A 22,071-nucleotide genomic window follows, 5' to 3' on the forward strand; every position below is an offset into this window, starting at 1 on the left:
GAATGGCCGGGCACGGCAAGTGGAAGACGATCAAGGCCAGGCGGCTTGCTGGTGAGGCGGTAAGTCCTGAGTATGCCGCGATGGTGGAAGAGGCACGCCTGGGGCAGGAACTTGGCGCGGCTGTCTACCGTCGTCGAATTGAGCTGGGCCTGTCGCAGGTGGAGCTGGCCGAGCGGGCGGGCATGACGCAGCCGCAAGTCTCCCGCTTGGAGGGTGGGGCGCACATGCCGACGATTCCACTGATGGTGCGGTTGGCAGCGGCGTTGGAAATCGATGTGGTGATGCATGGTGACGTCTCCGTGCCAGTGGAATTTCGGGCCATCACCGCCGCGTAAGCAAGGAGGTGCTGCGGCACCGAGCCAGGCGGGCGACGCAACCGCGCGTCGTGCAGGAAACACCAGCTCACGGGTTGATCGTCGTGCCATTAGCGTGCCATCGAGGGCGGTATGGAGGGGTCAACCACGGTCACTCACGACCGGCCTGAGACCCAGGTCAACGCCTCTACGAGGCAAGATCCCTGCAATTCTCAAGCTGACAGCGCGGCATTCGATTCTCGACCCGCTTCATGGTCAGAGACTCCATCAGACAACTTCACGACCACTGGGCGACGCTGCCGATGGGCCGATCAGGGCACTCCATAGAGACGAAGAGATAAGCTGCGCCGGCATCGCCGATCATGAGTTCGGAGGGACTCATCTGCTTTGGGTCGAAGTCCGAGCTGAGGAGGTGCCGTTCTTCAAGCGGTACCCATCGCATCGCGAATCCGGGATCGTGCTCCCAGCTGGCGATCGTCAGCAGATGCGCCATTTCATGGCCCTGGTCGCAGGTGACGGTCCCGGGGTATTGGGTCCAGTCGATCCATCGGACACAAGGTGATCATCCCTCATCCTCCGCACCTGAGAGGCCCTCTCCCCTGTACTTGGGGAGAGGGCCTTCGGGATCCTGGGGTACGTCCTCAGAAGTCGAGTGCGTGTCCTGTCGTTGCGTCGATGTGGTCGGGGATCTCGGTGTGGCGGTCGCCGACCGACGGTGTCCCCGTGGGCTCGAACATGAGGATCGCGGCTCCGGCCGGCGCGGACGGCTTGTGCTCCGTGCCACGGGGGACGGTGAAGACCGCGCCCGTGGTGAGCCGGACCGTGCGCTCCCCGCCTGGCTCACGCAAGGAGATGTGCAGCTCTCCGTCGAGGACCAGGAAGAACTCGTCAGTGTCGTCATGGACGTGCCAGATGTGCTCGCCCTCGACCTTGGCGATGCGGACGTCGTAGTCGTTGACGCGCGTGACGATGCGCGGGCTCCACAGGGCGTCGAAGGAGGCGAGGGCCTCGCTGAGGGCTATAGGTTCGATGCTCACGCATCCATGCTGGTCCAGCGAGCGCGCTCTGCGTGAGTGCTAGGAATAGCACATGACGCAAGGATCCTCGCATCTTGCCCATGCTGCGGGCTTGCACCGGGTCGTCGTGATCGTGGACGAGAACTCCAACCCCTTCGAGCTGGGCTGCGCGACCGAGGTCTTCGGCCTGCGCAGGCCCGAGCTCGGACGCGATCTCTACGACTTTCGCCTGTGCTCTCCCGAGCCGCGCACGCTGATGAGGGACGGGTTCTTCACGCTCACGGGCGTCACCGGCCTGGAAGCGGCCGAATCAGCAGATACGTTGATCGTCCCGAACCGTCCCGACGTCGAGGTGCCCCGCAGAGCGGCCGTGCTCGATGCCATCCGGCGGGCGCATGCGCGCGGCGCCCGCCTGGTCGGCTTCTGCAGCGGTGCTTTCACCCTGGCCGAGGCAGGGGTCCTCGACGGGCGCCAGGCCACCGCGCACTGGCAGTGGGCAGATTCCTTCCGGGCCCGCTTCCCTTCCGTCCGGCTCGAAACAGACGTGTTGTTCGTGGACGACGGCGACATCCTCACGTCTGCGGGCAGCGCAGCCGCGCTCGACCTCGGCCTGCACATCGTCCGCCGCGATCACGGCGCGGAGGTCGCCAACTCCGTGAGCCGAAGGCTCGTCTTCGCCGCCCACCGCGACGGCGGGCAACGGCAGTTCGTGGAGCGGCCCGTGCCCAAGGTGCCGGACGAGTCCTTGGCGCCCATCCTCGCCTGGGCCCAGGAGCATCTGGACGCCCCGCTCACGGTGTCCGACCTCGCAGCGCGCGCCTCTGTCAGTCCGGCCACCCTGCACCGCCGCTTCCACGTGCAGATGGGCACCACACCGCTGGCGTGGCTGACAGGGGAACGACTCGCCCTGGCCTGCCGGCTGATCGAGCGGGGCGAGTCGCGTTTCGAAACGGTCGCGCGGCAGAGCGGGCTGGGCACCGCCGCCAATCTGCGTGCGCTGATGCGTCGCAAGATCGGGCTCACTCCGTTGGAGTACCGGCATCGATTCGGCCAGGGATCGACCGTGCCAAGATCGGCCAGGAACAGGCGCGCCCGCCAACAGGAAAATGAGAACTGACGGGGTTTTCGGCGCCTACCTCTACGACGGGGTGCGTTGGGTGGAGTGCGAGCACCGCCCGTGCCGATGGCTTCCTAGTCGTCCTGGGCGTCATAGGGGTGCCTCGTCGGAGCGGCTGAGCCCCAGTCCCAGAGGGCTTGCAGGACGGGGCCGAGGTGGTGGCCGTGGGGGGTGAGGGTGTAGTGGACGCGGGGTGGCCAGCCGGGCTCGCGGTGGCGGGTGAGGATGCCGGCGTTCGTCAGGTGTGCCAAGCGGTCGGAGAGCACCTTGTCCGACAGATCCGGGAGGGCTTCGCGGAGTTCTGAGAAGGTGTGGTCGCCTTTCAGGAATTCGCGGATCACCAGGGTCGTCCAGCGGCCGTGCAGGGCCGCGAGGGTGATCTCCACGGGGCAGGACGGGGTGGGGGCCGTGACGTGGGCCCGCGGATCGTCGGGCAGGCCCGGCCGGGCCGGGTGACTGACCGTTTGGTGAGTCACGAGGGCGCCTCCTAGCGTTGCCGCGTCTACGGAAAGGACATGGTGATGCTTGCCGAACGCCCCGAGGACGTGCCCCTCGTCTTCGCCGAGCTGTTCAACAGCGGAGATCCGGAGGAGGTGGCCCAAATCTACGAGAGCGGGGCGGTGTTCGTGCCGGAGCCTGGGTCGCCGCTGACCGGGCAGGAGGCGTACGACGCCAACGCCCGGTTCCAGCGGCTCGGGGTGCCGATCACGGTTCGGCCGCGGCACGTCTACGCCACGGGCGACGTCGCGTTGCTGATCGTCGATTGGGTCATCGACGGCACCGACCGTGACGGTCGCCCTGTGCACATCGAGGGGACCGCCACGGACGTCGCCAGGAGAGGGCACGACGGGGGGTGGCGTTACGTCGTCGACAACCCCTTCGGAGCAGCCCGTGAACCAGCGGCCTCCTGAGTCAGCGGGGCCGCCGGTACCGCAGGTAGACGATGCCGCTCCTGGACGGGGTGCTGGAGATCAGCTCCAGCTCGTACGACTTCGGGACGCCGTCGAAGAGGCGGGTGCCCTCGCCGGCGACGTACGGGAACATGCTCACGTGCAGCTCGTCGAGCAGGTCCCGCTGCATGAGGGAGTGCCAGAGGCGGACGCCGCCCCAGACGATGATGTAGCCGTCGCCGCCCTTCCGCAGCTTGTCGATCTCCTCTGTGGTGTCGCCGGCGGCGATGGTCGTGCCGGCCCACTCGGCCGTCCGCATCGTCCGGGAGAAGACGACCTTGCGGCCGCTGGTCAGGAGCTCGGAGAAGGGGTGGTCGGGGGAGGACATCATGGCCTCGGACGTGCCCTCGTACGTGGTGCGGCCCATGACGTGGGCGTAGGCGCCGCGCAGGAACTCCAGGTGGGCCTCGTCGTCGGGCCGGCTGTTCTCCGGCAGACCGAAGCAGAACTTCCAGAAGTCGGTGTCCTCGTCGGCGAGCAGGCCGTCGAGGGAGTAGTTGAAGACCGTCGCTATCAATGTGCGCATGATCGGGACTCCCGGGGGTCGCGGCTGTCGAGCGACCTTCGTGCCGCTCGTGCTTAAGACGGCGCTTCCGTCCGGAAGTCATCGGTGAAGGTGAACATGCGCCGCCCCGGCACGAGGGGGCGGGGGTCGGCTTGGAAGCGGTGGACGCCGACGCCGAAGCCGGCCTCCGGGGGTGACAGCCACTCGCGTTCGAAGCCGCGTTCCTCGAACCAGCGGCAGATCAGCGGCACCCGGTCGGGGGCCTGGCGGTGGCGGGTCCAGATGACCACGCCGTCGGTGGCGCACAGCTGGGGGCAGGTGTCGATGGTGCGTTCTATGTCCTCGTCCGTGATGTTGCCGAACACGCCGCAGACGAGGACGATCTCGGCGGGCGTGAGGTCCTGGTAGTGGTCGGTGAGTGCGGCGTCGGCGGTCAGCACCTCGACCTGGTCGAGTCCGTGCGATGCGATCGCTTCCGCGGCGATGGCGGTGTTGTGCGGGTCCAGTTCGACCAGGCGGGCTCGGACGTCGTCGCGGCGCGGGTGCTCGGCGAGCACCTCCAGCACGTCGCGGCCCTGGCCTGAGCAGAGGCTGACGAGCCGCAGCGGGCCGGGCGGTGAGCCGTCCAGAACGAGGCGGATGCGCTCTTGGACGACGTGTAAGCGCTGCGCCAGGTAGGAGCCGGGGACGTCGTACTGGTCGTGCCAGGTCAGCCAATCCATGATCGAAGCCTACGAGGACCCCTGGCGGTGTTCCTCGCTCAATTCGATGATCTGCACGTAGTTGCCGTCCGGGTCGATGGCGGTGGCGAAGAGGCTGCCGTCGCGGTCCTCCAGGTCGGCGAGCCACTGGGTGCCGGCCTGCTCCATGCGGGCGGCGACCGCGCGGGCGTCGGGGACGTCGAAGTTCAGGATGACCCTGCCTGGCTCGGGGTTCTTGTCGGCGATGTCCTGACGGGTGTCGATAAATAGGTAAAAATCGCCGAATCTCAGCACCCGGTAACCGTTGACCTCGGTGTTGTCGGACGGGTCGAGGGCGGTGGCGTACCAGGTGCGGAGACGTTCCGGGTCGGTGCTGGACAGGAGGAGACTGCCGAGTACGGGTCGTTGCATGCCGGGAGGTCCTTTCTCTCGGTCATGCAGACCTGTCGGGAGGCGAGAACTCATCGCGCCCCAGCATGACGATCAGTGCGTACGCCCCCAGGACGGCCATTCCGGCCCAGCCCGGCAGCGGGTGGTAACCCGTCGAGGGCGCGTAATGGGCCGTCACCTGCGGATACTCGACCAGCGTCTGCTTGATGGCGAACCGCCGAAGCGGCGCGCCCTGGGAGGGGCGCGCCGCGCGGGTCTCGCAAGGAGGGGTCAGCCGGTGCGGAGCGTGAGGCCGTACACGCTCAGGGCCTCGTTGACCGGCTGGTGGTACGTGGTGCCGCCGATGCTGCAGTTGCCCGACCCGCCGGAGGTCATGCCCTGGGCCTGGTTGCCCGAGATGAACGAGCCGCCGGAGTCACCGGGCTGGGCGCACGCGCTGGTCCTGGTCAGGCCGCTGACGGTGCCCTGCGAGTAGCGGACGCTGGCGTTGTGCTGCTGGATGGTGCCGCAGCGCCAGCCGGTGGTGGAGCCGGAGCGGCAGATGGACGAGCCCACGGCCGCCTGCGTGGAGCCGCGCACGGTCACGTTGGCGCCGCCGGAGCCGCGCACGTACGGGGTGACGGTGTTGTTCGGGGCGGCGACCCAGGCGTAGTCGTTGCCCGGGAACGACGAGCCCTGGAAGGTGCCGGTGGGCTGCGTCGTACGGGAGCCGGCCCGGCCGCAGTGACCCGCGGTGACGAAGCCCGGCGTGCTGCCGCGGGTGACGGCGAAGCCGACGCTGCAGCGGCTGGAGCCGATGTAGTAGGCGGCGCCGCCGATGATGTTGATGAACGGCTTGGGCTGCTCGGCCGTTGCGGACACGGTGACGGCGCTCCGGTCGACGCCCGCGGCGTCGGCGAGTGCCTCGGCGGCCTCGACGGTCGGCGCCTGGACGGAGACGGTGTTGGTCTTGACGTCGACGTACCAGAGTGCCGCGCCGGCCTTAACCTTCTCCGGGGCCTGGTCGAGCTGCTGCATGATGCCGTTGAGCTGCGCGAGCGAGCGCTTGACCACGACCGGCTGCGCGCCCTGAGCCTCGATGGCGGGGGCGGCGGCGGGGTCGGTGGTGGCGACGTTCAGCTTGCTCGCGTCGTCGTTCAGCCAGGCGCCGCCGAAGGTGCCGCCCAGGTCGCTGGACAGGTTCTTCTCGGTGACGGCGGCTCGCTCCTCGTTCTTGAGGCGGGTGACGACCTGTGCTTCCGACAGGCCGAGGTCGCGCTCCAGAGCGTCGATCATCTCGGGGGGTGCGGAGGGGGAGGCGGATTGAGGTGCCGGGTCAGCTAATGCTGGGCTGATGGGGGTGGCCAGGCAGACGGCGAGGATGATGCCGCCCGTCAGCGCGCAGCGCTTACTCAACATGTGCACTCCTCGGGTGGGGGTGCTGTCAAGTTAACGGCTGCGGCGGCCGGTGCTCAGATACCAAACAGACACTATTTCGGTGTTATGACGCCTTTTCGGTCATAGGTGGTAAGGGCGAAATTTCTGCCTTAAAGGTGAAGGACCTGCTGGCTGGATAGGGTGCCGTGGCTGGAGGTGTTCTCTGTGCGTAATGGTGTTCGTCACGTGCTCGGCGCCGGCGCAGGACTGCCGGCCGCGCCGCTGATCGCGGCCGGCTTTCTCTACTCCGCGAGTCAAGATCGTAACTGGCTCGCCACGGGCGCGCTCGTCGCCGCCATGGTGCTGGTGGGCGTGCTCTGCGGGTCGCGGATCTCGCCGCTCGCGTCGCTGGTGCCCGGCCTGGCGTTCGCCGGTACGGCCATCTTCGCCCGTACGCCGTGGGCCGGGCAGGTGCGGGCCGACTACGCGCAGGCCTACCTCGACTTCATCGACCCCTGGTCGCTGCCTGCGGGGGCGGTGCTGCTGGCAGCGTCGGTCTTCCCCGCGCGCTGGCGCGGCTCGGAGCGGCCGGAACCGGTCCTCGTCGAGGAGCCGGCTCCGGCGCCGCCGCCGCTGCCCAAGCGCATCCCGTCACGCTACTGACGGGCGCGGGCGGTGAGCAGGGCGATCAGCACGTACGGCAGGGCCAGCAGCGCGAACGTCGTCCCGTTCAGCGCGTACGGCGACAGCGCACCGTACACGCCATAGACCCCCAGCGTGACCACGCTCGTGCCGAGCCCGGCCACCGAGGTCACCGTGGCCCGCGCGGGCCCGGTGATGCGCTGCTGCAGCCGTACGTCCGCGAGCACCCCGGCGAGCTGGAACGCCCCGAACGCCAGCGCGATCAGCACGAACCCGGCCACGTGCCGGCTGAGCGCCCCCGCCGCCAGAGCGAGCGCGGCGAGGCCCAGCAGCAGCCCGTACGCCCGGGACGGCAGCCGCTCGGCGGGCCCTGCCAGCAGGCCGCCCGCGGTGATGCCCAGCGTGACGAGCAGCACCAGCAGCGGCACCGCCGCCTCGGGCACCCCCGTTTCGAGCGCGAGGTAGGGGATGTACTCCTCCAGGCCGCCCCACAGCGCCGCCACGAAGGCGACCAGCAGCACCGCGTGCGTGACCCGCCGGTCGGTCCTGGTCTGGGCGATGCCCTCGCGCAGCACGGCGAGATACGACGGCGCGACCCGGCGTACGCGGTGCTCGGGCAGCGTCAGGGCCGTGGCCGAGCACAGGAGGCAGGTCAGCACGCTGGCCACCGCCACGGCGGGATGCCCGCCCGCCGCGAACACGGGCACGGCCACCGCCATGGCGGCGGCGGTGGCGACCATGCTCGCCGCGGTGGCCCGGCCCATGACGGTGGCGTAGCGGCCGGCCTGGCCACGCCGTTCGAGCTCCTCGTACGCGAGAGCTTCGTAGGAGCCGGAGATCAGCGTCTCGCCCGCGCCCCAGAGCACGAAGCCCACCGCGAACGCCCAGTAGGACGGGAACGCCACCCACAGGGCGAAACCGAGCCCGGTCAGCAGCGGGCCGAGGACGAGCAGCAAGCGGCGCGAGACGGCGTCGGCCCAGGCGCCGGACGGGATCTCCAGCACCAGGCCCGTCAGGGACCAGATGGCGAACAGACTGGAGACCTGGGCCACGGAGAGACCGGTATCGGTGAACAGCAGCGCGTATACCGGATAGAGCAGGATGAATTCGCTGAGGAACGCGTACGCGTACAACGATGCGACGAGCATGAGACCTTCCACGGGATCGAACGGACACTCCGAGCGCTCGTCGGCTCGGAGGACCGCGCGCCCCGCGCAGGTCTCGGGTTATGGATCAATGTCGCCAGGTCATGTGATCGATTATAGGTCGCCGATCCGCTCGCGGAAGGGCCTGCGTTCGAGAGCGTGCAACGTGGCCGTCATGACCTGGGCGAGCGGGGCCGGCAACTCGGCGTCGAGTTCGGCCATGGCGCGCGTGGTCGCCGCCCACTCGGCCTCGATCACGCTAGGGCGCCGTCCATCAGCTCGTGCGCGTGCCGCATCAGGGTGCCCAGTCCGATCACGGTCGGCAAAGGTAACAGGATCTCGCCTCAGGCGGACGCGGCCTCGTCCTCCGGCAGGGGGATCCACTTGTGCGCCCACGTGATCAGCTCGTCCACGACCGGGCGCAGCTCCTTGCCCATTTCGGTCAGGTGGTATTCGACGCGTACGGGGGAGGTGGGCAGCACCCGGCGCTCGATCAGCCCGGCGGACTCCAGCTCGCGCAGCCGCCTGGCCAGCATCGTGTCGTTGATGCCGGGGATGGCCGCCTTGAGGTCGGCGTACCTGTGGGCGCCCTTGAAGATCATGTGGATCACCGCGCCCGACCAGCGCGCGCCGATCAACTCCAGGGCGATGTGGAAGCGCGTGCACACCGACGGGGGACTCATGGGTCCAGTGTACCGTTTGCTAAGAAATATGTAGTTGCTCAATAATGTTGAGCAGTTATCCATCGCCTCACCAGGAGTCATCATGGCGGTCAACCCTGTCCTGCAGATCATCGTCGGCAGCACCCGCCCAGGTCGGGCCGGTCGTCCCGTGGCCGACTGGTTCCGCGACAAGGCCGCCGGCTCGGGCCTGTTCGACGTGGAGCTGGTCGATCTGGCGGAGGTCGGGCTGCCGTTCGTGGACGAGCCGCACCACCCCCGCCTGCGTCAATACGTCAACGCCCACACCAAGGAGTGGAGCGCCACCGTGGAGCGGGCCGACGCGTACGTCTTCGTGACCCCCGAGTACAACCACAGCTTCCCCGCCACGATCAAGAACGCCCTCGACTACCTCCACCACGAGTGGCAGCACAAGCCGGCCGGCTTCGTCAGCTACGGCGGCGTCTCCGGCGGCACCCGCGCCGTCACCGGCCTGCGCCACGTCGTCAGCACGATGAAGATGGTGCCGGTGCTGGAAGGCGTGATCATCCCGTTCGTGCCGCAGCACCTGACCGAGGACGGCACGCTGCGGCCCAGCGCCGAGATGGAGGCGGGGGCCCACGCCATGCTGGCCGAGCTGGCCAAGCTCACCGGCCCGCTGCGGGCGATGCGGCAAGCCCACGCCTGAGCCACGCTGCCGGACGTGGCGCTGGCAGTCTGTGCGGTGGTCCGACTGTAGGTGGTCCGATATCGGGGTCAGTCGTCGCGGTGGTCGGGGCCAGGGAGGCGGTCCGCCTGTTCCTCCAGGGACGTCAGCACACGCTCGAAGGCGTCGCCGAGCGGGCGCAGCGCGGTGGTGAAGGCGTTGACGAGCGGCCCGAAGATCTCGCTCACCTCGGTCATGAGGTCGGGGCTCTTGCTCTCGGGCGGCGCCCAGCGCATCGCGTCGGCGCTCAGCGTCTCCCACTCCTCGACGACGCCGTCGATGGCGTCGACCACATGGTCAGGATCGCTTGGCATGGCCGGTTCTCCGTGGGACCAGAGGGCTTATACCCCCACGGTACGTCAGGCGGGGATCGACACGCCCACGCCGCCCCTGGTCCGGGCGCCGTAGCGCTGCTTGTCGGCGTCAAGGTCGAGGGGGCGGACCCGGGTGCGCCCGGCCAGCGTCTCCTCGGTGAGCAGCGCGGCGGGCACCAGCCACGACACCTCGAACTCGAGCCCGTCGGGGTCGCGCGCGTAGAGCGCCTTGGTGGTGCTGTGGTCGGACGCGCCGACCAGCGCGCCCAGCTCAGCGAGCTTGGCCTTGACGCGTTCGAGCTCCTCCAACGTGTCGACCTCCCAGGCCAGGTGGTAGAGGCCGACGGAGGTGCGCCCGGCGGGTGAGGGGGCGGCGTCCGCGCCGATCTGGAACAGGCCCAGGTCGTGGTCGTTGGACGAGCCGGGCGCCTGGAGGAACGCGGCGCCGCGCATGCTCATGACGACGTCGAAACCGAGGGCCTCGCGGTAGAAGGCGACGCTCTCCTCCACGTCGCGTACGTAGAGGACGGCGTGGTTGAGCCGCTGGACCGGCATGGTTCGCCCCTTTCGACGGAGTCCCGATCATCAAGTATATGAGAGTTCAACTAAATTGGGAGCGTGACCCGATGGCTGGATGAGGACGAGCAACGCGCCTGGCGCAACTTCCTGGCCGCGACCCAGCTCGTCAACGAGGCGCTCGACCGGCAGCTCCAGCGCGACGCGGGCATGCCGCACGCCTACTACGTGATCCTCGTGGCGCTCTCCGAGGCGCCTGGGCGGGCGATGCGCATGAACGAGCTGGCGGCCAGGGCCCAGAGCTCGCAGAGCCGCCTGTCGCACGCCGTACGGCGGCTGGAGGAGCGCGGATGGGTGCGCCGCGAGCCGTGCCCGTCCGACCGCCGCAGCAGCTTCGCCGTGCTCACCGACGAGGGGTACGCCGTGCTGGCCGCCGCCGCCCCTGGCCACGTCGAGGAGGTGCGCCGCAGCCTGTTCGACGCGCTGACGCCCGAGCAGGTGCGCCGGCTGGACGAGATTTGCGCCACGGTCAGGAACACGCTGGAGTCTTAGGGCGCGAAGTGCCGGACGGAGGCCGTAGCGTTGCCGGGTACCCGACCGAGGAGAGGCCGATGCACGACACCGAAGAGGCGCTGTTCAGGACGGTTCATGGGATCGCCGGCCGGTTCGCCGGCCAGCCTGTCCCCGTGGTGATGGACGCTTTGCTGCGCCACCTGCCCAAGGCTCCTGGCCTCGAGGTGACGGAGATCCGCAAGATCGCCGAGGAGATCAGCGTGGGGCGCGATCCCTCCGGTCTCTGAGGGTCTCTGAGGGTCTCTGAGGGTCTCTGAGTGGTCTCAGGGGGTCTGAGGGTCTCAGGGGCGGCGGGGCGTCCGGTGGCGGGCCCCGAGATCGTGCGATTGTGCCCGGCATGGTTGTGCACAACTGATCACCGGGGGAGCATCGAACCATGTACGAGCCAACCCCTGACGATCGATTCACGTTCGGTCTGTGGACGGTCGGCTGGCAGGCGCGCGATCCGTTCGGGGACGCCGTACGGGCGCCCCTCGATCCCGTCGAGAGCGTGCATCGTCTGGCCGAGCTGGGGGCCTACGGCGTCACCTTCCACGACGACGACCTGCTCGCCGTCGATCCCGATCGCGAACGGGCGATCGCGGCCTTCCGGAAAGCGCTTGCCGAAACCGGCATGAAAGTGCCCATGGCCACCACCAACCTGTTCACCCACCCCGTCTTCCGCGACGGCGCCTTCACCAGCAACGACCGCGACGTACGGCGTTACGCCCTGCGCAAGGTCACCAGGAACATCGACCTGGCCGCCTCGCTCGGCGCCACCACGTACGTGTGCTGGGGCGGGCGCGAAGGCGCCGAGTCCGACGCCGCGAAAGACGTGCGCGCGGCGCTCGGGCGCTACAAGGAGGCCCTCGACCTGCTGTGCGGTTACGTCCGCGAGCGCGGCTACGACCTGCGCTTCGCGATCGAGCCCAAGCCCAACGAGCCCAGGGGCGACATCCTGCTCCCGACCATCGGGCACGCGCTGGGGTTCATCTCCCAGCTGGAGCACCCGGAGATGGTGGGGCTCAACCCGGAGGTGGGCCACGAGCAGATGGCCGGCCTCAACTTCGTCCACGGCGTCGCCCAGGCGCTGTGGCAGGGCAAGCTGTTCCACATCGACCTCAACGGGCAGCACGGGCCCCGCTTCGACCAGGACCTGATCTTCGGGCACGGCGACGTGATGAGCGCGTTCTTCCTGGTCGACCTGCTCGAACATGGCGGTTACGACGGTCCACGGCACTTCGACTACAAGCCGTTGCGTACGGAGGATCACGCCGACGTCTGGGCCTCGGCCGCCGCTAATATGCGGACATACCTCATACTTCGGGAGAAAGCACGAAATTTCAGGGCTGATCCGGAGGTGCGGGAGGCGATGCGCGCATCTCGCGTCGACGAGCTCGGCCTGCCCACGCTCAACCGCGGCGAGACGCTGGCCGATCTCGCGGACGACGACTTCGATCCCGAGGCGGCCGCCGCCCGCGGATACCATTTCACGCATCTCAACCAGCTTGCGCTGGAGCACTTGTTAGGAGTTCGTGGGTGACGCTGGTCGCAGGGGTCGATTCCTCCACGCAGAGTTGCAAGGTCGTCATTCGAGACGCGGAGACCGGTGAGCTGGTGCGGCAGGGCCGCGCATCCCACCCCACCGGCACGGAAGTACACCCGTCCCACTGGTGGACGGCACTGTTGCAGGCCATCGAGGAGGCCGGCGGGCTGGACGGCGTGGCCGCCATCAGCGTGGGCGGTCAGCAGCACGGCATGGTCTGCCTCGACGAGTCCGGCGAGGTCGTACGCGAGGCCCTGCTGTGGAACGACACCCGCTCCGCGCAGGCCGCCACCGACCTGATCACCGAGCTGGGCGGGCCGCAGGCGTGGGCCGACGCCGTCGGGTCCGTGCCGGTGGCCTCGTTCACCGTCACGAAGCTGCGCTGGCTCGCCGAGAACGAGCCCGCCAGCGTGGCCCGCACCGCCGCCGTGTGCCTGCCGCACGACTGGCTCACCTGGCGGCTGCTCGGGGCGCTCGAAAGCGGGCCGTTCTCCGTCGCGGCCTGGGCCGACGCGCCGCTCCCTCCGCTCGACCGGCTCGTCACCGACCGGGGTGACGCCTCCGGCACCGGCTACTGGTCGCCCGCGTCCGGCTCTTACCGTACGGACCTGCTCAAGACGGCGCTCGGCACCGTGCCGCTGCTGCCGCGCGTGCTCGGGCCCGTCGAGCCCGCCAACGACGGGCCGATCCTGGTCGGGCCCGGCACCGGCGACAACATGGCGGCGGCGCTCGGCGTCGGCGCGCGGTCCGGGGACGTCGTCGTCTCGCTCGGCACCTCCGGCACCGTGTTCGCGGTCGCCGAGACGCCCAGCGCCGACCCCGCGGGGCTCGTCGCCGGGTTCGCCGACGCCACCGGGCGGTTCCTGCCGCTCGTCTGCACGCTCAACGCCGCCCGCGTCATGGACGCCGCCGCCCGCATCGCCGGCGTCGGGCTCGACGAGCTCAGCGCGCTCGCCCTCCAGGCGCCTCCCGGGGCCGACGGGCTGACGCTGGTGCCGTACCTGGAGGGTGAGCGCACGCCCAACCGGCCCACCGCCACCGGGTCCGTCCACGGGCTCACGCTCGCCACCTCCACCCCCGCCCACCTCGCGCGGGCCGCCATCGAGGGCATGCTGTGCGGGCTCGCCGACGCGCTCGACGCGCTGTCGATGCAGGCCGAACGGGTGCTGCTCATCGGCGGCGCGGCCCGCTCGGAAGCCGTCCGCCGCATCGCCCCGACCGTCTTCGGGCTCCCGATCAGCGTCCCGCCGCCCGCCGAGTACGTCGCCGACGGCGCCGCGTACCAGGCGGCCACGCTGGTCACCACGTCGCCGGACTGGCGCTCGGGGGACGCGGAGACGTACACGGGGGACCCGCTCCCCTCCCTCCGCGCCCGCTACCACCGCGCCACCACCCACATCCTCGATTAGGGACTTGTCCCCAGCACCCCCGGCATCGGCCCTTCCCCGCCGCCGGGGGTGCTGTCCTTTTGCTGGAAGGGCGAGGGGCCCTTCTCCGGCATCGTCTTTCCGCCGCCCGGCGTCCCGTCCTTTGGGAGGAGGCGCTCGGCAGCGGCACAAGACCCCCGCACCCCCAGCGCCCCTCCCAAGGACAGCGCCTCGGGCGGTGGGTAAGGGCGCCGAAGACGAGGCTCCTGCCCTCTCCTCTCAGAGGACAGTGCCCCGGGCGGCGGGGAAGCTTTGAGTGGGTGGGGTTGGGTCCCTTAGGGGGATTGTGGGATGAAGTGACCTGCTTGCCTCACCAGGCGAGATCGGGTGCTCCTGCCCTCTGAGGGTGTCTTCGCAGCGTGGAGGGTCGGGGCCCTACGGGGGTCGGCCGAAGGTGGCAGGGGCGGGGTCTCGGGGTCAGGTCAGGGGCGCGTCGGGGGTTTAGCCGGATGTGGGTCCGTACCCCTTCGCGGGAGAGTTCTGCCATGACCGCAGCAGTGAAGAGGCTGGCACCCTGGATCGCCTGTGCATCGATCCTGTTCTCGGTGGTGGCCGTGGTGGTGGGGCAGCTCGTCCCCGATCCGCAGCTCGACCCCTTGAACGTCACCATCAGCGAGTACGCCGTGTCCGACCGCGGGGGCGTCACGGAGATCGCGATGGCGGTGCTGGGCATCGGGTCGCTGGCGCTGCTGCTGGGCCTGCGGGCGTCGGGGGCGCCCGTGCGGGGGTGGCCCGAGCGGTTGCTGATGGTGTGGTCGGGAGCCCTGATGGTGGCCGCGGTCATCCCGACCACACCCATCGGCCAGGATCTCGACCTGGCGGCGCAGATCCACCGCTACGTGTCCGTGGCGGCCTTCGTGAGCCTCCCGGCGGCCGGTGCGCTGATGGTGCCCAGGCTGGGCAAGGACGCCGCCTGGAAGCCCGTGGCGCGGGCCGTGGAGTGGGTGTCGCTGGCCGGGGGATTCGGGCTGCTGGCGATCACGTACGTGGCGCTGCCCGGCGAACGGGTGATGATCGGTCTGGTGGAGCGCCTGCTGCTGGGCGCGGAGGTGGCACTGCTCGCGGTGCTGGCGGGCTGGCTGGTGCGGCTGGCGTGGCAGCGCGGCCCCAGCGGCAAGGCCATAAATTTCCCGACATATCACAGATTTATCGCTAGTCGATCTTAAAACCATCTGTTTCGATGCTATTCTCTCCCGCGATCTTCTATCCGGGAGCAGGTGTCATGGCATCGGGCAGATCCATCAGATTCAAGATCTCGACGCTGCTCGTCATCCCTTTGGTCTCCCTGGTCGCGCTCTGGGGCTTCGCCGCGAGCACCACGTCGGGAGAGGCGCTCAACCTGCTCAAGGTCGAGACGATCTGGACGGGCGTGATCAACAACGCCGACCGGCTGGTCTCCGAGCTCCAGACGGAACGGCTCGCCTCGGCCGAGCGCCTCGCCGGCACGGGCGGCGACGAGGACACCATCGCCCAGGCCCGCGCCAAGGTGGACGAAGCCAGCAAGACCCTGCGCCAGGCGGCCATGTCGGAGGACACGCAGTCGGCGCTGACGCAGGACATGAAGACCCAGCTCGGCACCGTCTTCGAGACGATCGACCGGCTGCCGGACATCCGCCGCAAGCTGGACGAGCGCCGGCTCACCTCGAGCACCCTGGTCACCGAGTACGCCAGGATCTCCGACGAGATCCACCTGCTGTACTCCCGCCTCACGGTCAGCACCGACCTGCAGCTCGCCCTGCAGGCCCAGGGCCTGATCGCCGCCGACCAGGCCCGCGAGCTGCTGTCCAGGGAGAACGCCCTGGTCATCGCCTCGAAGGGCAAGGCGAGCATGATGGACGTGCACATCCTGGCGGGCATCGACGGCGCCAGGACGTACGAGTTCCCGAAGGCCCTGGCCAACCTCGACACCGAGCTGCGCGCCCCGTTCGAGAAGCTGTACTACAGCTCCCGCTACGTCACCATGGAGAACCTCCTGGAGGCGTACATCAACGGCCAGCCCATGGACCTCGACCTGTGGCGGGGCATCTCCGAGCAGGTGCAGAGGGAATACCGCGAGGCGATCTCGCGCACCGGCGACAAGCTGCTGGCCAGGATGGAGCCGGCCGGCGTGGCGGTCGTGACCAGGGCCGCGGTCGCGGGGGCGCTGGGCCTGATCGCGGTGGTGTTCTCGATCGTCATCTCGGTGAAGGTCGGCCGCCGGCTCACCCGTGAGCTGGGCGCGCTGCGGCGTACGGCGCTGGACCTGGCGGAGATCAGGCTGCCTGACGTGGTCACCAAGCTCCGCAAGGGCGACAAGGTGGACATCTCGACCGAGGCGCCGCCGATCACGGTCAGCGAGAAGGCGACCAGCGAGGTCAGGGACCTCGCGGCGGCGTTCGACAGCGTGCAGAGCACCGCGGTGGACGCCGCGGTCGAGCAGGCCAGGATGCGCGAGGGCGTCGCCGAGGCGCTGCGCAACCTCGCCCGGCGCAGCCAGTCGCTGCTGCAGCGCCAGCTCAAGCTGCTGGACGACATGCAGCGCCAGACGGAGGAGCCGGAGGCGCTGGAGCGGCTGTTCAGGCTCGACCACCTCACCACCCGCATGCGCCGCCACGCCGAGGGCCTGGTGCTGCTGTCGGGCGGCGCGGCGGGCCGCAGGTGGCGCGGCGTCATCCCGATGGAGGACGTGCTCAGCGGCGCCGCCGCCCAGGTCGAGGAGTACACGCGGGTCCGCGTCTACCCGATGCCCGAATGCGGCCTTTCGGGCGCGGCCGTGGCGGACCTGATGCACCTGTTCGCCGAGCTGATCGAGAACGCCACCACGTTCTCCTCGCCGAACAACGAGGTCTCGGTGCACGGCGAGATGGTCGGCAGGGGCTTCGCCGTCGAGATCGAGGACCGCGGGCTCGGCATGGACGAGGCCACCCGCAGGGCCATCAACGCCCGCCTGGCCAGCCCGCCGGAGTTCGACCCCTCGCAGACCGAACGGCTCGGCTTCGCGGTGGTCGGCATGCTGGCCGCCAGGCACGGGGTGAAGGTGACGCTCAAGCAGTCACCGTACGGGGGCACCACGGCCATCGTGCTCGTACCGGCCACGCTGGTCGAGCCGATGACGCAGCCGCAGCAGCCCGCGTTCGAACCGATCCCGGTGTCGGTGGTCAGGACGGACACCACGGGGCCGGGCGAGCTGCCGCGCAGGGTCCGTACGAGCAAGCGCAACGGCGGCGCGATGCTGCCGAAGCAGGCGCCGCCTCAGGACGACCCGCCGCCGCGGCAGCTGCCGCGGCGTGAGCGGGCCACGGCGCTGCCGCAGCGGCTGCGCCAGGCTCCTGAGCCCGGCATCACCCAGGGACAGGCGCAGGGACCGGCTCAGGGCCCGGCGCCGGCCGTCGAGGAGCGCTCGCCGGAGGAGGCGAGGGCGCTGCTCTCCTCGCTCCAGTCGGGCTGGCAGCGCGGCCGGCAGGAAAGCGAGCAGGATGGGGGATCTCGATCGTGAGCCGCGAGCACGAGTGGGTTGACGAGGAGGCGGGGCCCGTCGTGCGGCCGTACGCGGTAGCGCGCGGACGCACCAGGCCCGCCTCCGCCGAGGTCGACTTGCTGGCGACCGTCGTGCTGACGGGGACGCCCGCCCCGGCCAAGGCCGAGCTGAGCGCTCAGCACCGCCGGCTGCTGAACGTCGTGTCAGGGCACAACAAGCCGGTCGCCGAGGTCGCGTCGGATCTCGGGCTGCCCGTCGGCGTCGTCCGGGTGCTGCTCGGCGACCTGCTGGAGCACAACCTGGTGACCGTGCGCCCGCCGCGCGACAAGGCCGCCACCCCGTCGGAGAGCCTGCTCCGCGAGGTGATCAACGGCTTGCGGGCCCTTTAGGGGAAGGGCCCAGGGCGGCTAGTTCGCCGAGGTGAGCGTCCGCAGGGAGTGCTCGACCAGCGTGATCATGACCTCCTTGGCCGAGGTCCGCCGCCGCACGTCGCAGAGCATGACGGGGACGTCGTCGTCGAGGTCGAGCGCGATGCGCACGTCGTCCACGCTGTGCTGCTCGGCGCCGTCGAAGCAGTTGACGGCCACCACGAAGGGCGTGCCGCGCTGCTCGAAGTAGTCGACGGACGGGAAGCAGTCGGTCAGCCGCCTGGTGTCGGCGATCACGACCGCGCCCAGCGCGCCGTAGGACAGCTCGTCCCACATGAACCAGAACCGCTCCTGCCCCGGCGTGCCGAACAGGTAGACGACCAGCCCTTCGCGGATCGTGATGCGGCCGAAGTCCATCGCCACGGTGGTGGTGTTCTTGCCCTCGACGCCGTCGAGGTCGTCGATGCCGATCCCGCGGTCGGAGAGCACCTCTTCCGTGCGCAGCGGCTTGATCTCGCTGATCGACCCGACCAGGGTGGTCTTGCCGACGCCGAACCCGCCCGCGATCAGGATCTTGAGCGCGACGGGGTCCTCAGAGAGCACGGAGTCCATTGATCACTTCCTTGAGAATGCGCTCATTCGACCGCGACCCTCCTGCGGAGGGCGACGTCACCGAGATGAGGCCGTGGTCACGCATGTCACCCAGCAGGACCCGGATGACACCGACGGGCAGGTCGAGCTCGACGGCCAGGTCGGCCAGCGAGATCGGGTTGCGCGCCGCCCGCAGGATCTGCTGCTGTTCGGGGCCGAGGTCGTCGCCGGGCTCCCCATCGGGGTCGGCGACGGCGCGCACGGTGGCCACGAGGTCGAACGCGTCGCCCGACGACCGCGTCCTGCCGCGAATCAGAGCATAGGGGCGGACGACGGGGCCCGCCTCCTCATCGAACCACTGCGGGCTGTCGCTCATGACGCTCCAGCGCGCGGGTTGGTGGTGATGTGCTGGCCCACCCGCTTGACCAGCATCGCCATCTCGTAGGCGATCTGGCCGACGTCCACGTTCGCCTCGGCGATGACGGCCAGGCAGGTGCCCTGGCCGGCCGCGGTGACGAACAGGAACGCCGACTCCATCTCCACGATGGTCTGGCGCACGTCGCCGCCGCCGAAGTGCCGGCCGGTGCCCCTGGCCAGGCTCTGGAACCCGGCGGCCACGGCCGACAGGTGCTCGGCGTCCTCGCGCGTCAGGCCGTTGGAATAGCCCACGGCCAGGCCGTCGGTCGACAGGATCACCGCCTGGCGGACCGCGGCGACCCTGGTGGCCAGGTCGTCGAGCAGCCAGTTGAGCTCACCGGTGTTGGTGGTCGGCGCAGTCATGCATCCCCCTTGGTCATGGCCCCTCCTCAGGAGCTTCTTCTCGGGCGCGTTGGGTCCCCCGCTGGAAGGCGGAGAACAGGTCGCGTACCTCGTCGGGAGAGCGTTCTTCCTGCCGCTCCTGCTCCGGCGGTGGTTCCTTCAGCTGCGGGGCCAGGTTGGCCTGGCGCACCCGTCGTGGCAGCCCGGCGTGGGTGCCGGAGGTCACGACGGCCAGCGCCTTCTTCCTCGTACGGCTGGGCAGCTCGGCCTTGCCGTCACCGCCCGCCGCCTCCTGCGCGGTCTGCTCGGTGACGACCGACCGCGGCACCAGCACGATCGCGGTGGTGCCGCCGAAGGGCGAGCGGCGCAGCAGCACGTTGATCCCGTGCCGCTCGGCCAGCCTGGCCACCACGAACAGGCCGAGCCTGTCGCTGTCGGCCAGGTCGAACTCGGGCGGCCTGGACAGCAGCGCGTTGATGCGTTCGTACTCGGTGGCCGTCAGGCCCAGGCCGCGGTCCTCGACCTCGATGGCGTAGCCGTTGCTGACGAGGTCGCCGCGCACCTGGACGGTGGTGTCGGGCGGCGAGTAGATGGTGGCGTTCTCGACCAGCTCGGCGACGAGGTGGGTGAGGTCGGCGGCGACGGTGCCCTCGACGGCGCCCGCGGGCATGGTCTCGACGGAGACGCGGGTGTAGTCCTCGACCTCGGCGACCGCCGCCCTGACGATGTCGATGACCGGCACCGGCTTGCGCCAGGCCCGTCCCGGCGCGGCGCCGGAGAGCACGATGAGGCTCTCGGCGTGCCGGCGCATGCGGGTGGTCAGGTGGTCGAGCCGGAACAGCTCTTCGAGCTTGTCGGGGTCGTGCGTACGCCGCTGCATGCCGTCGAGCAGCGCGAGCTGGCGGTGCAGCAGGCCCTGCTTGCGCCGGGCGAGGTTGAGGAAGACCTGGCCGACCCCGCGCCGCAGCGCGGCCTGGCCGACCGCCGCCGTGACGGCGGTGCGCTGCACGGAACCGAAGGCCCTGGCCACGTCGGTGATCTCAGCGGAACCGCTCACCTTGATCGCCTTGGCCTCCTTCCGCACGTCGACGTCCTCACCCTTGCGCAGCCGCGCCACGATGGCGGGCAGCCGCTGCTGTGCCAGCTCGACCGCGGCGGCGCGCAGCCCGGCCAGCTCTCCTGCGAGGCGACGACCGAAGCGTACAGAGATGATGATCGACGCGAGCACGGCGATCAACCCGAGGCCGCCGGCGAGGGAGATCCTGACGACCGTGGAGGTGGCCGCGTCGGAGGCGCGGGCGGCGAGGGTGGCGGTGGAGGCGGCGTTGAGGTCGTCGAGGCGGGAGGCCAGCGCGTCGACGGTCTCGTGCCAGGAGGAGGCGTCGGTGGGCGGCGCGCCGGTCTTGATCACGCGGTCTTCGAGTGTGGCGAAGCTGAGGTAGGGCTCGGTGGCGAAGACCTGCTCGTACGGCCGGCGCAGCGCCACGTCGAGCCCGGCGAGGCCACGGGCGTGCAGGAACTTCCTGGAGGCGGCGTACTCGGTGAAGGCGGTGGCCTCGTCCTCGGTGAGCCGCTGCCCGCCGAGGGCGCCGACGATGAGCGCGTGCTCCCTGGAGATGTGCTCCCTGGCCATGCCCATGGCCTGCAGCGACACCGCCTGCTGGTAGAGCGTCAGGTCGGGGACGGTGACCAGGTGGTCGTAGACGGCGAAGAGCGCGTCGAGCATGCGGTTGTAGGCGTTGAGCCCGGACAGCCGCGAGGCGCTGCCGTTGTCGATGTTGGCCCTGATGGCGCCGAGGTTGCCGAGTGACCTGTCGAGGGTGCCGAGCGGCCGGCGGAGCGCGCCGTCGGCGGCGCCGCCCGCGTCGGCGACGGCCTGCCTGAACTCGGCGACGGACCGGTCGGTGCGGGCGCGCTGGGCGCCGAGCACCTCGGTGAGCTGACGCGTCGTCACCGTCTCGGCGGAGCGCATGCGCTCGGCCTGCAGCTGTGTTCCCAGGTCGGTGGACGCGACACCGATGGTGTCGTACAGGGTGTTCGCGCGGAGCAGTGACTGGGCGTCGCCCATGGTGAGGTTGAGGACGAAACCCCAGAGCGCGCTCAGAGACAGGAGGGGTAGCAGCAGCAATAAGAAGATCTTGAACCGAATTGACCGGTTTCGCGAGCCCATGTCCCAACCTCGAGTCGGGGGCATTTCCACACCTTGTGTAAATACACCTCCGGAAGATCGCACAGGAGACTAGCACCGATTATGCTTCCGGCGCAGTGGGAGGAAGACGTTCATTACCGTGATTATTGGGACAAGATCTCCCTCTCGCGGCGTCCTGCGGACATCACACCCCACAGCCACCCGAGCGCCACCAGCGAGATCACGATGAGTCCCACCCAGTTGAGCAGCGTGTACACGTGCACCTGCCACGCCGACACGTGCGGCACGCGGCCGATGCGCAGCAGCTCGAACTGCCACGGACGGCCCGTCAGCACGAGCGTGACCGCGATGGCGATCGCGCTCATCGAGTCCCACAGCGCGTGCAGCAGCGAGACCCCGAGGTAGGTCAGCACGACAGGCGCCGACAGGCGGGCCCGCGCGGCGAACAGCACGCCGCCCGCGATCGCCGTCCACAGGCCGTGGCCGACCGGGGTGAGGATGCCGCGCAGCACCTCGGTCTCGACGAGCTGGCTCAGCGACAGGCCCTCAGAGGTGAACAGCGCGTTGAAGGCGTAGCCCGCGCTCTCGAACGCGGCGAAGCCGAAGCCCACGGTCGCGCCCAGCACCACGCCGTCCTTGATCGAGCTCCTGGCGACGCGCCGGGTGACGAAGACCAGCGCCGCCAGCTTGACGCCCTCCTCGATGAGGCCGACCAGGACGTACATGAGCAGCGAAGGCCGGATCAGCCAGCTCTCCAGCAGCGAGGCGCCGAGCACGCCCAGCACGCCGCCGATCACGAACGCCTGGAACAGCAGCTCCACGGTGACGACCGGCGAGCGCCCCCGCCCGTACGCCCACACCACGAACGTCACCGGCACCAGGAAGCTGCCG

The 22,071-nt window shown here is 69.8% G+C and carries 29 protein-coding genes; 12 read left to right on the plus strand and 17 right to left on the minus strand.

The annotated features are described in order from the left end of the window. The first annotated feature begins 2 nt into the window (after nt 1-2). Entirely contained in the window at nt 3-335 is a 333-nt protein-coding gene (locus ABZW11_RS14075) for a helix-turn-helix transcriptional regulator (RefSeq protein ID WP_355416200.1), read from the plus strand. 256 nt (nt 336-591) lie between these two features. Here the strand turns inward: ABZW11_RS14075 and ABZW11_RS14080 are convergent, their stop codons facing one another. Both ABZW11_RS14080 and ABZW11_RS14085 read right to left on the minus strand, forming a co-directional pair. Beyond that, a complete protein-coding gene (locus tag ABZW11_RS14080) occupies nt 592-807 on the minus strand; it encodes a hypothetical protein (RefSeq protein WP_355416202.1) in 216 nt (71 codons plus the stop codon). A 148-nt stretch (nt 808-955) separates the two neighbouring features. Next, nucleotides 956-1,351 (minus strand): cupin domain-containing protein, encoded by a 396-nt coding sequence (locus ABZW11_RS14085; protein ID WP_355416204.1) that lies wholly within the window; start codon nt 1,349-1,351, stop codon nt 956-958. 52 nt (nt 1,352-1,403) lie between these two features. On the opposite strand from ABZW11_RS14085, the gene ABZW11_RS14090 reads away from it, so the two are divergent. Beyond that, a complete protein-coding gene (locus tag ABZW11_RS14090) occupies nt 1,404-2,447 on the plus strand; it encodes a helix-turn-helix domain-containing protein (protein ID WP_355416206.1) in 1,044 nt (347 codons plus the stop codon). Between the two features lie 74 nt (nt 2,448-2,521). Here the strand turns inward: ABZW11_RS14090 and ABZW11_RS14095 are convergent, their stop codons facing one another. After that, on the minus strand, nt 2,522-2,923 hold the full coding sequence (locus ABZW11_RS14095) for a helix-turn-helix domain-containing protein (RefSeq protein WP_355416208.1): 402 nt from the start codon (nt 2,921-2,923) through the stop codon (nt 2,522-2,524). A 45-nt stretch (nt 2,924-2,968) separates the two neighbouring features. Between ABZW11_RS14095 and ABZW11_RS14100 the strand changes: the two genes are divergently transcribed. After that, entirely contained in the window at nt 2,969-3,358 is a 390-nt protein-coding gene (locus tag ABZW11_RS14100; protein ID WP_355416210.1) for a DUF4440 domain-containing protein, read from the plus strand. A gap of 1 nt (nt 3,359) precedes the next feature. Here ABZW11_RS14100 and ABZW11_RS14105 read toward each other — a convergent pair whose 3' ends face one another. The 4 genes from ABZW11_RS14105 to ABZW11_RS14120 all read right to left on the minus strand — a co-directional run bounded on the left by ABZW11_RS14105 (nt 3,360) and on the right by ABZW11_RS14120 (nt 6,391). After that, on the minus strand, nt 3,360-3,923 hold the full coding sequence (locus ABZW11_RS14105) for a dihydrofolate reductase family protein (RefSeq protein WP_355416212.1): 564 nt from the start codon (nt 3,921-3,923) through the stop codon (nt 3,360-3,362). A gap of 53 nt (nt 3,924-3,976) precedes the next feature. Next, nucleotides 3,977-4,624: a class I SAM-dependent methyltransferase family protein gene (locus tag ABZW11_RS14110; RefSeq protein WP_355416214.1), complete on the minus strand. Its 648-nt coding sequence runs from the start codon at nt 4,622-4,624 to the stop codon at nt 3,977-3,979. Nucleotides 4,625-4,633: 9 nt separating this feature from the next. Next, nucleotides 4,634-5,014, minus strand: coding sequence for a VOC family protein (locus ABZW11_RS14115; protein ID WP_355416216.1), 381 nt, complete (start codon nt 5,012-5,014; stop codon nt 4,634-4,636). Between the two features lie 249 nt (nt 5,015-5,263). Further along, a complete protein-coding gene (locus ABZW11_RS14120; protein WP_355416218.1) occupies nt 5,264-6,391 on the minus strand; it encodes a S1 family peptidase in 1,128 nt (375 codons plus the stop codon). A 183-nt stretch (nt 6,392-6,574) separates the two neighbouring features. Between ABZW11_RS14120 and ABZW11_RS14125 the strand changes: the two genes are divergently transcribed. Next, nucleotides 6,575-7,012, plus strand: coding sequence for a hypothetical protein (locus tag ABZW11_RS14125; protein WP_355416220.1), 438 nt, complete (start codon nt 6,575-6,577; stop codon nt 7,010-7,012). On the opposite strand, the gene ABZW11_RS14130 is transcribed toward ABZW11_RS14125, so the two are convergent. The 3 genes from ABZW11_RS14130 to ABZW11_RS14140 all read right to left on the minus strand — a co-directional run bounded on the left by ABZW11_RS14130 (nt 7,006) and on the right by ABZW11_RS14140 (nt 8,819). Continuing rightward, complete coding sequence (locus ABZW11_RS14130; RefSeq protein ID WP_355416222.1) at nt 7,006-8,139, minus strand: MFS transporter; 1,134 nt, start codon at nt 8,137-8,139, stop codon at nt 7,006-7,008. The two genes, ABZW11_RS14125 and ABZW11_RS14130, sit on opposite strands and share 7 nt — an antisense overlap. Before the next feature lie 111 nt (nt 8,140-8,250). Beyond that, nucleotides 8,251-8,394, minus strand: a complete 144-nt coding sequence (locus ABZW11_RS14135) for a hypothetical protein (RefSeq protein WP_355416224.1) — start codon at nt 8,392-8,394, stop codon at nt 8,251-8,253. 86 nt (nt 8,395-8,480) lie between these two features. Further along, a complete protein-coding gene (locus ABZW11_RS14140; RefSeq protein ID WP_355416226.1) occupies nt 8,481-8,819 on the minus strand; it encodes a helix-turn-helix domain-containing protein in 339 nt (112 codons plus the stop codon). Nucleotides 8,820-8,901: 82 nt separating this feature from the next. Between ABZW11_RS14140 and ABZW11_RS14145 the strand changes: the two genes are divergently transcribed. Beyond that, the gene (locus tag ABZW11_RS14145) at nt 8,902-9,483 is read left to right on the plus strand and encodes an NAD(P)H-dependent oxidoreductase (RefSeq protein ID WP_355416228.1); all 582 of its coding nucleotides are present in this window, start codon (nt 8,902-8,904) and stop codon (nt 9,481-9,483) included. Between the two features lie 68 nt (nt 9,484-9,551). Here the strand turns inward: ABZW11_RS14145 and ABZW11_RS14150 are convergent, their stop codons facing one another. Together ABZW11_RS14150 and ABZW11_RS14155 are read right to left on the minus strand one after the other, a co-directional pair. Continuing rightward, nucleotides 9,552-9,815: a hypothetical protein gene (locus ABZW11_RS14150; protein WP_355416230.1), complete on the minus strand. Its 264-nt coding sequence runs from the start codon at nt 9,813-9,815 to the stop codon at nt 9,552-9,554. 45 nt (nt 9,816-9,860) lie between these two features. Beyond that, complete coding sequence (locus tag ABZW11_RS14155) at nt 9,861-10,370, minus strand: VOC family protein (RefSeq protein WP_355416232.1); 510 nt, start codon at nt 10,368-10,370, stop codon at nt 9,861-9,863. A gap of 63 nt (nt 10,371-10,433) precedes the next feature. On the opposite strand from ABZW11_RS14155, the gene ABZW11_RS14160 reads away from it, so the two are divergent. The 7 genes from ABZW11_RS14160 to ABZW11_RS14190 all read left to right on the plus strand — a co-directional run bounded on the left by ABZW11_RS14160 (nt 10,434) and on the right by ABZW11_RS14190 (nt 17,702). After that, nucleotides 10,434-10,883: a MarR family transcriptional regulator gene (locus tag ABZW11_RS14160; protein ID WP_355416234.1), complete on the plus strand. Its 450-nt coding sequence runs from the start codon at nt 10,434-10,436 to the stop codon at nt 10,881-10,883. Nucleotides 10,884-10,942: 59 nt separating this feature from the next. After that, complete coding sequence (locus tag ABZW11_RS14165; RefSeq protein ID WP_345566540.1) at nt 10,943-11,131, plus strand: hypothetical protein; 189 nt, start codon at nt 10,943-10,945, stop codon at nt 11,129-11,131. A gap of 149 nt (nt 11,132-11,280) precedes the next feature. Then, nucleotides 11,281-12,426: a xylose isomerase gene (gene xylA / locus ABZW11_RS14170; protein ID WP_355416237.1), complete on the plus strand. Its 1,146-nt coding sequence runs from the start codon at nt 11,281-11,283 to the stop codon at nt 12,424-12,426. After that, the gene (locus tag ABZW11_RS14175; protein WP_355416239.1) at nt 12,423-13,838 is read left to right on the plus strand and encodes an FGGY family carbohydrate kinase; all 1,416 of its coding nucleotides are present in this window, start codon (nt 12,423-12,425) and stop codon (nt 13,836-13,838) included. The genes xylA and ABZW11_RS14175 overlap by 4 nt, the downstream gene beginning before the upstream one ends. A gap of 503 nt (nt 13,839-14,341) precedes the next feature. Further along, on the plus strand, nt 14,342-15,022 hold the full coding sequence (locus ABZW11_RS14180) for a DUF998 domain-containing protein (RefSeq protein WP_355416241.1): 681 nt from the start codon (nt 14,342-14,344) through the stop codon (nt 15,020-15,022). Nucleotides 15,023-15,078: 56 nt separating this feature from the next. After that, nucleotides 15,079-17,331, plus strand: a complete 2,253-nt coding sequence (locus ABZW11_RS14185; protein ID WP_355416243.1) for a nitrate- and nitrite sensing domain-containing protein — start codon at nt 15,079-15,081, stop codon at nt 17,329-17,331. Next, on the plus strand, nt 17,328-17,702 hold the full coding sequence (locus tag ABZW11_RS14190; protein WP_355416245.1) for a DUF742 domain-containing protein: 375 nt from the start codon (nt 17,328-17,330) through the stop codon (nt 17,700-17,702). Before ABZW11_RS14185 ends, ABZW11_RS14190 begins: the two co-directional genes overlap by 4 nt. A gap of 18 nt (nt 17,703-17,720) precedes the next feature. On the opposite strand, the gene ABZW11_RS14195 is transcribed toward ABZW11_RS14190, so the two are convergent. The 5 genes from ABZW11_RS14195 to ABZW11_RS14215 all read right to left on the minus strand — a co-directional run. Beyond that, entirely contained in the window at nt 17,721-18,293 is a 573-nt protein-coding gene (locus tag ABZW11_RS14195; RefSeq protein WP_355416247.1) for an ATP/GTP-binding protein, read from the minus strand. Next, nucleotides 18,274-18,648, minus strand: coding sequence for a DUF742 domain-containing protein (locus ABZW11_RS14200; RefSeq protein ID WP_355416249.1), 375 nt, complete (start codon nt 18,646-18,648; stop codon nt 18,274-18,276). The genes ABZW11_RS14195 and ABZW11_RS14200 overlap by 20 nt, the downstream gene beginning before the upstream one ends. Beyond that, nucleotides 18,645-19,052 carry a roadblock/LC7 domain-containing protein gene (locus ABZW11_RS14205; RefSeq protein WP_355416251.1) on the minus strand — a complete coding sequence of 136 codons (408 nt, stop codon included), beginning with the start codon at nt 19,050-19,052 and terminating at the stop codon, nt 18,645-18,647. The genes ABZW11_RS14200 and ABZW11_RS14205 overlap by 4 nt, the downstream gene beginning before the upstream one ends. A 13-nt stretch (nt 19,053-19,065) precedes the next feature. Next, nucleotides 19,066-21,159 carry a nitrate- and nitrite sensing domain-containing protein gene (locus ABZW11_RS14210; RefSeq protein ID WP_355416253.1) on the minus strand — a complete coding sequence of 698 codons (2,094 nt, stop codon included), beginning with the start codon at nt 21,157-21,159 and terminating at the stop codon, nt 19,066-19,068. Between the two features lie 164 nt (nt 21,160-21,323). Next, a partial coding sequence (locus ABZW11_RS14215; protein WP_355416255.1) for a PrsW family glutamic-type intramembrane protease occupies nt 21,324-22,071 on the minus strand: 748 nt, incomplete at its 5' end.

This window comes from Nonomuraea sp. NPDC004580, from assembly GCF_040609855.1.
In the GTDB taxonomy this organism is placed as follows: Bacteria; Actinomycetota; Actinomycetes; order Streptosporangiales; family Streptosporangiaceae; genus Nonomuraea; species Nonomuraea salmonea.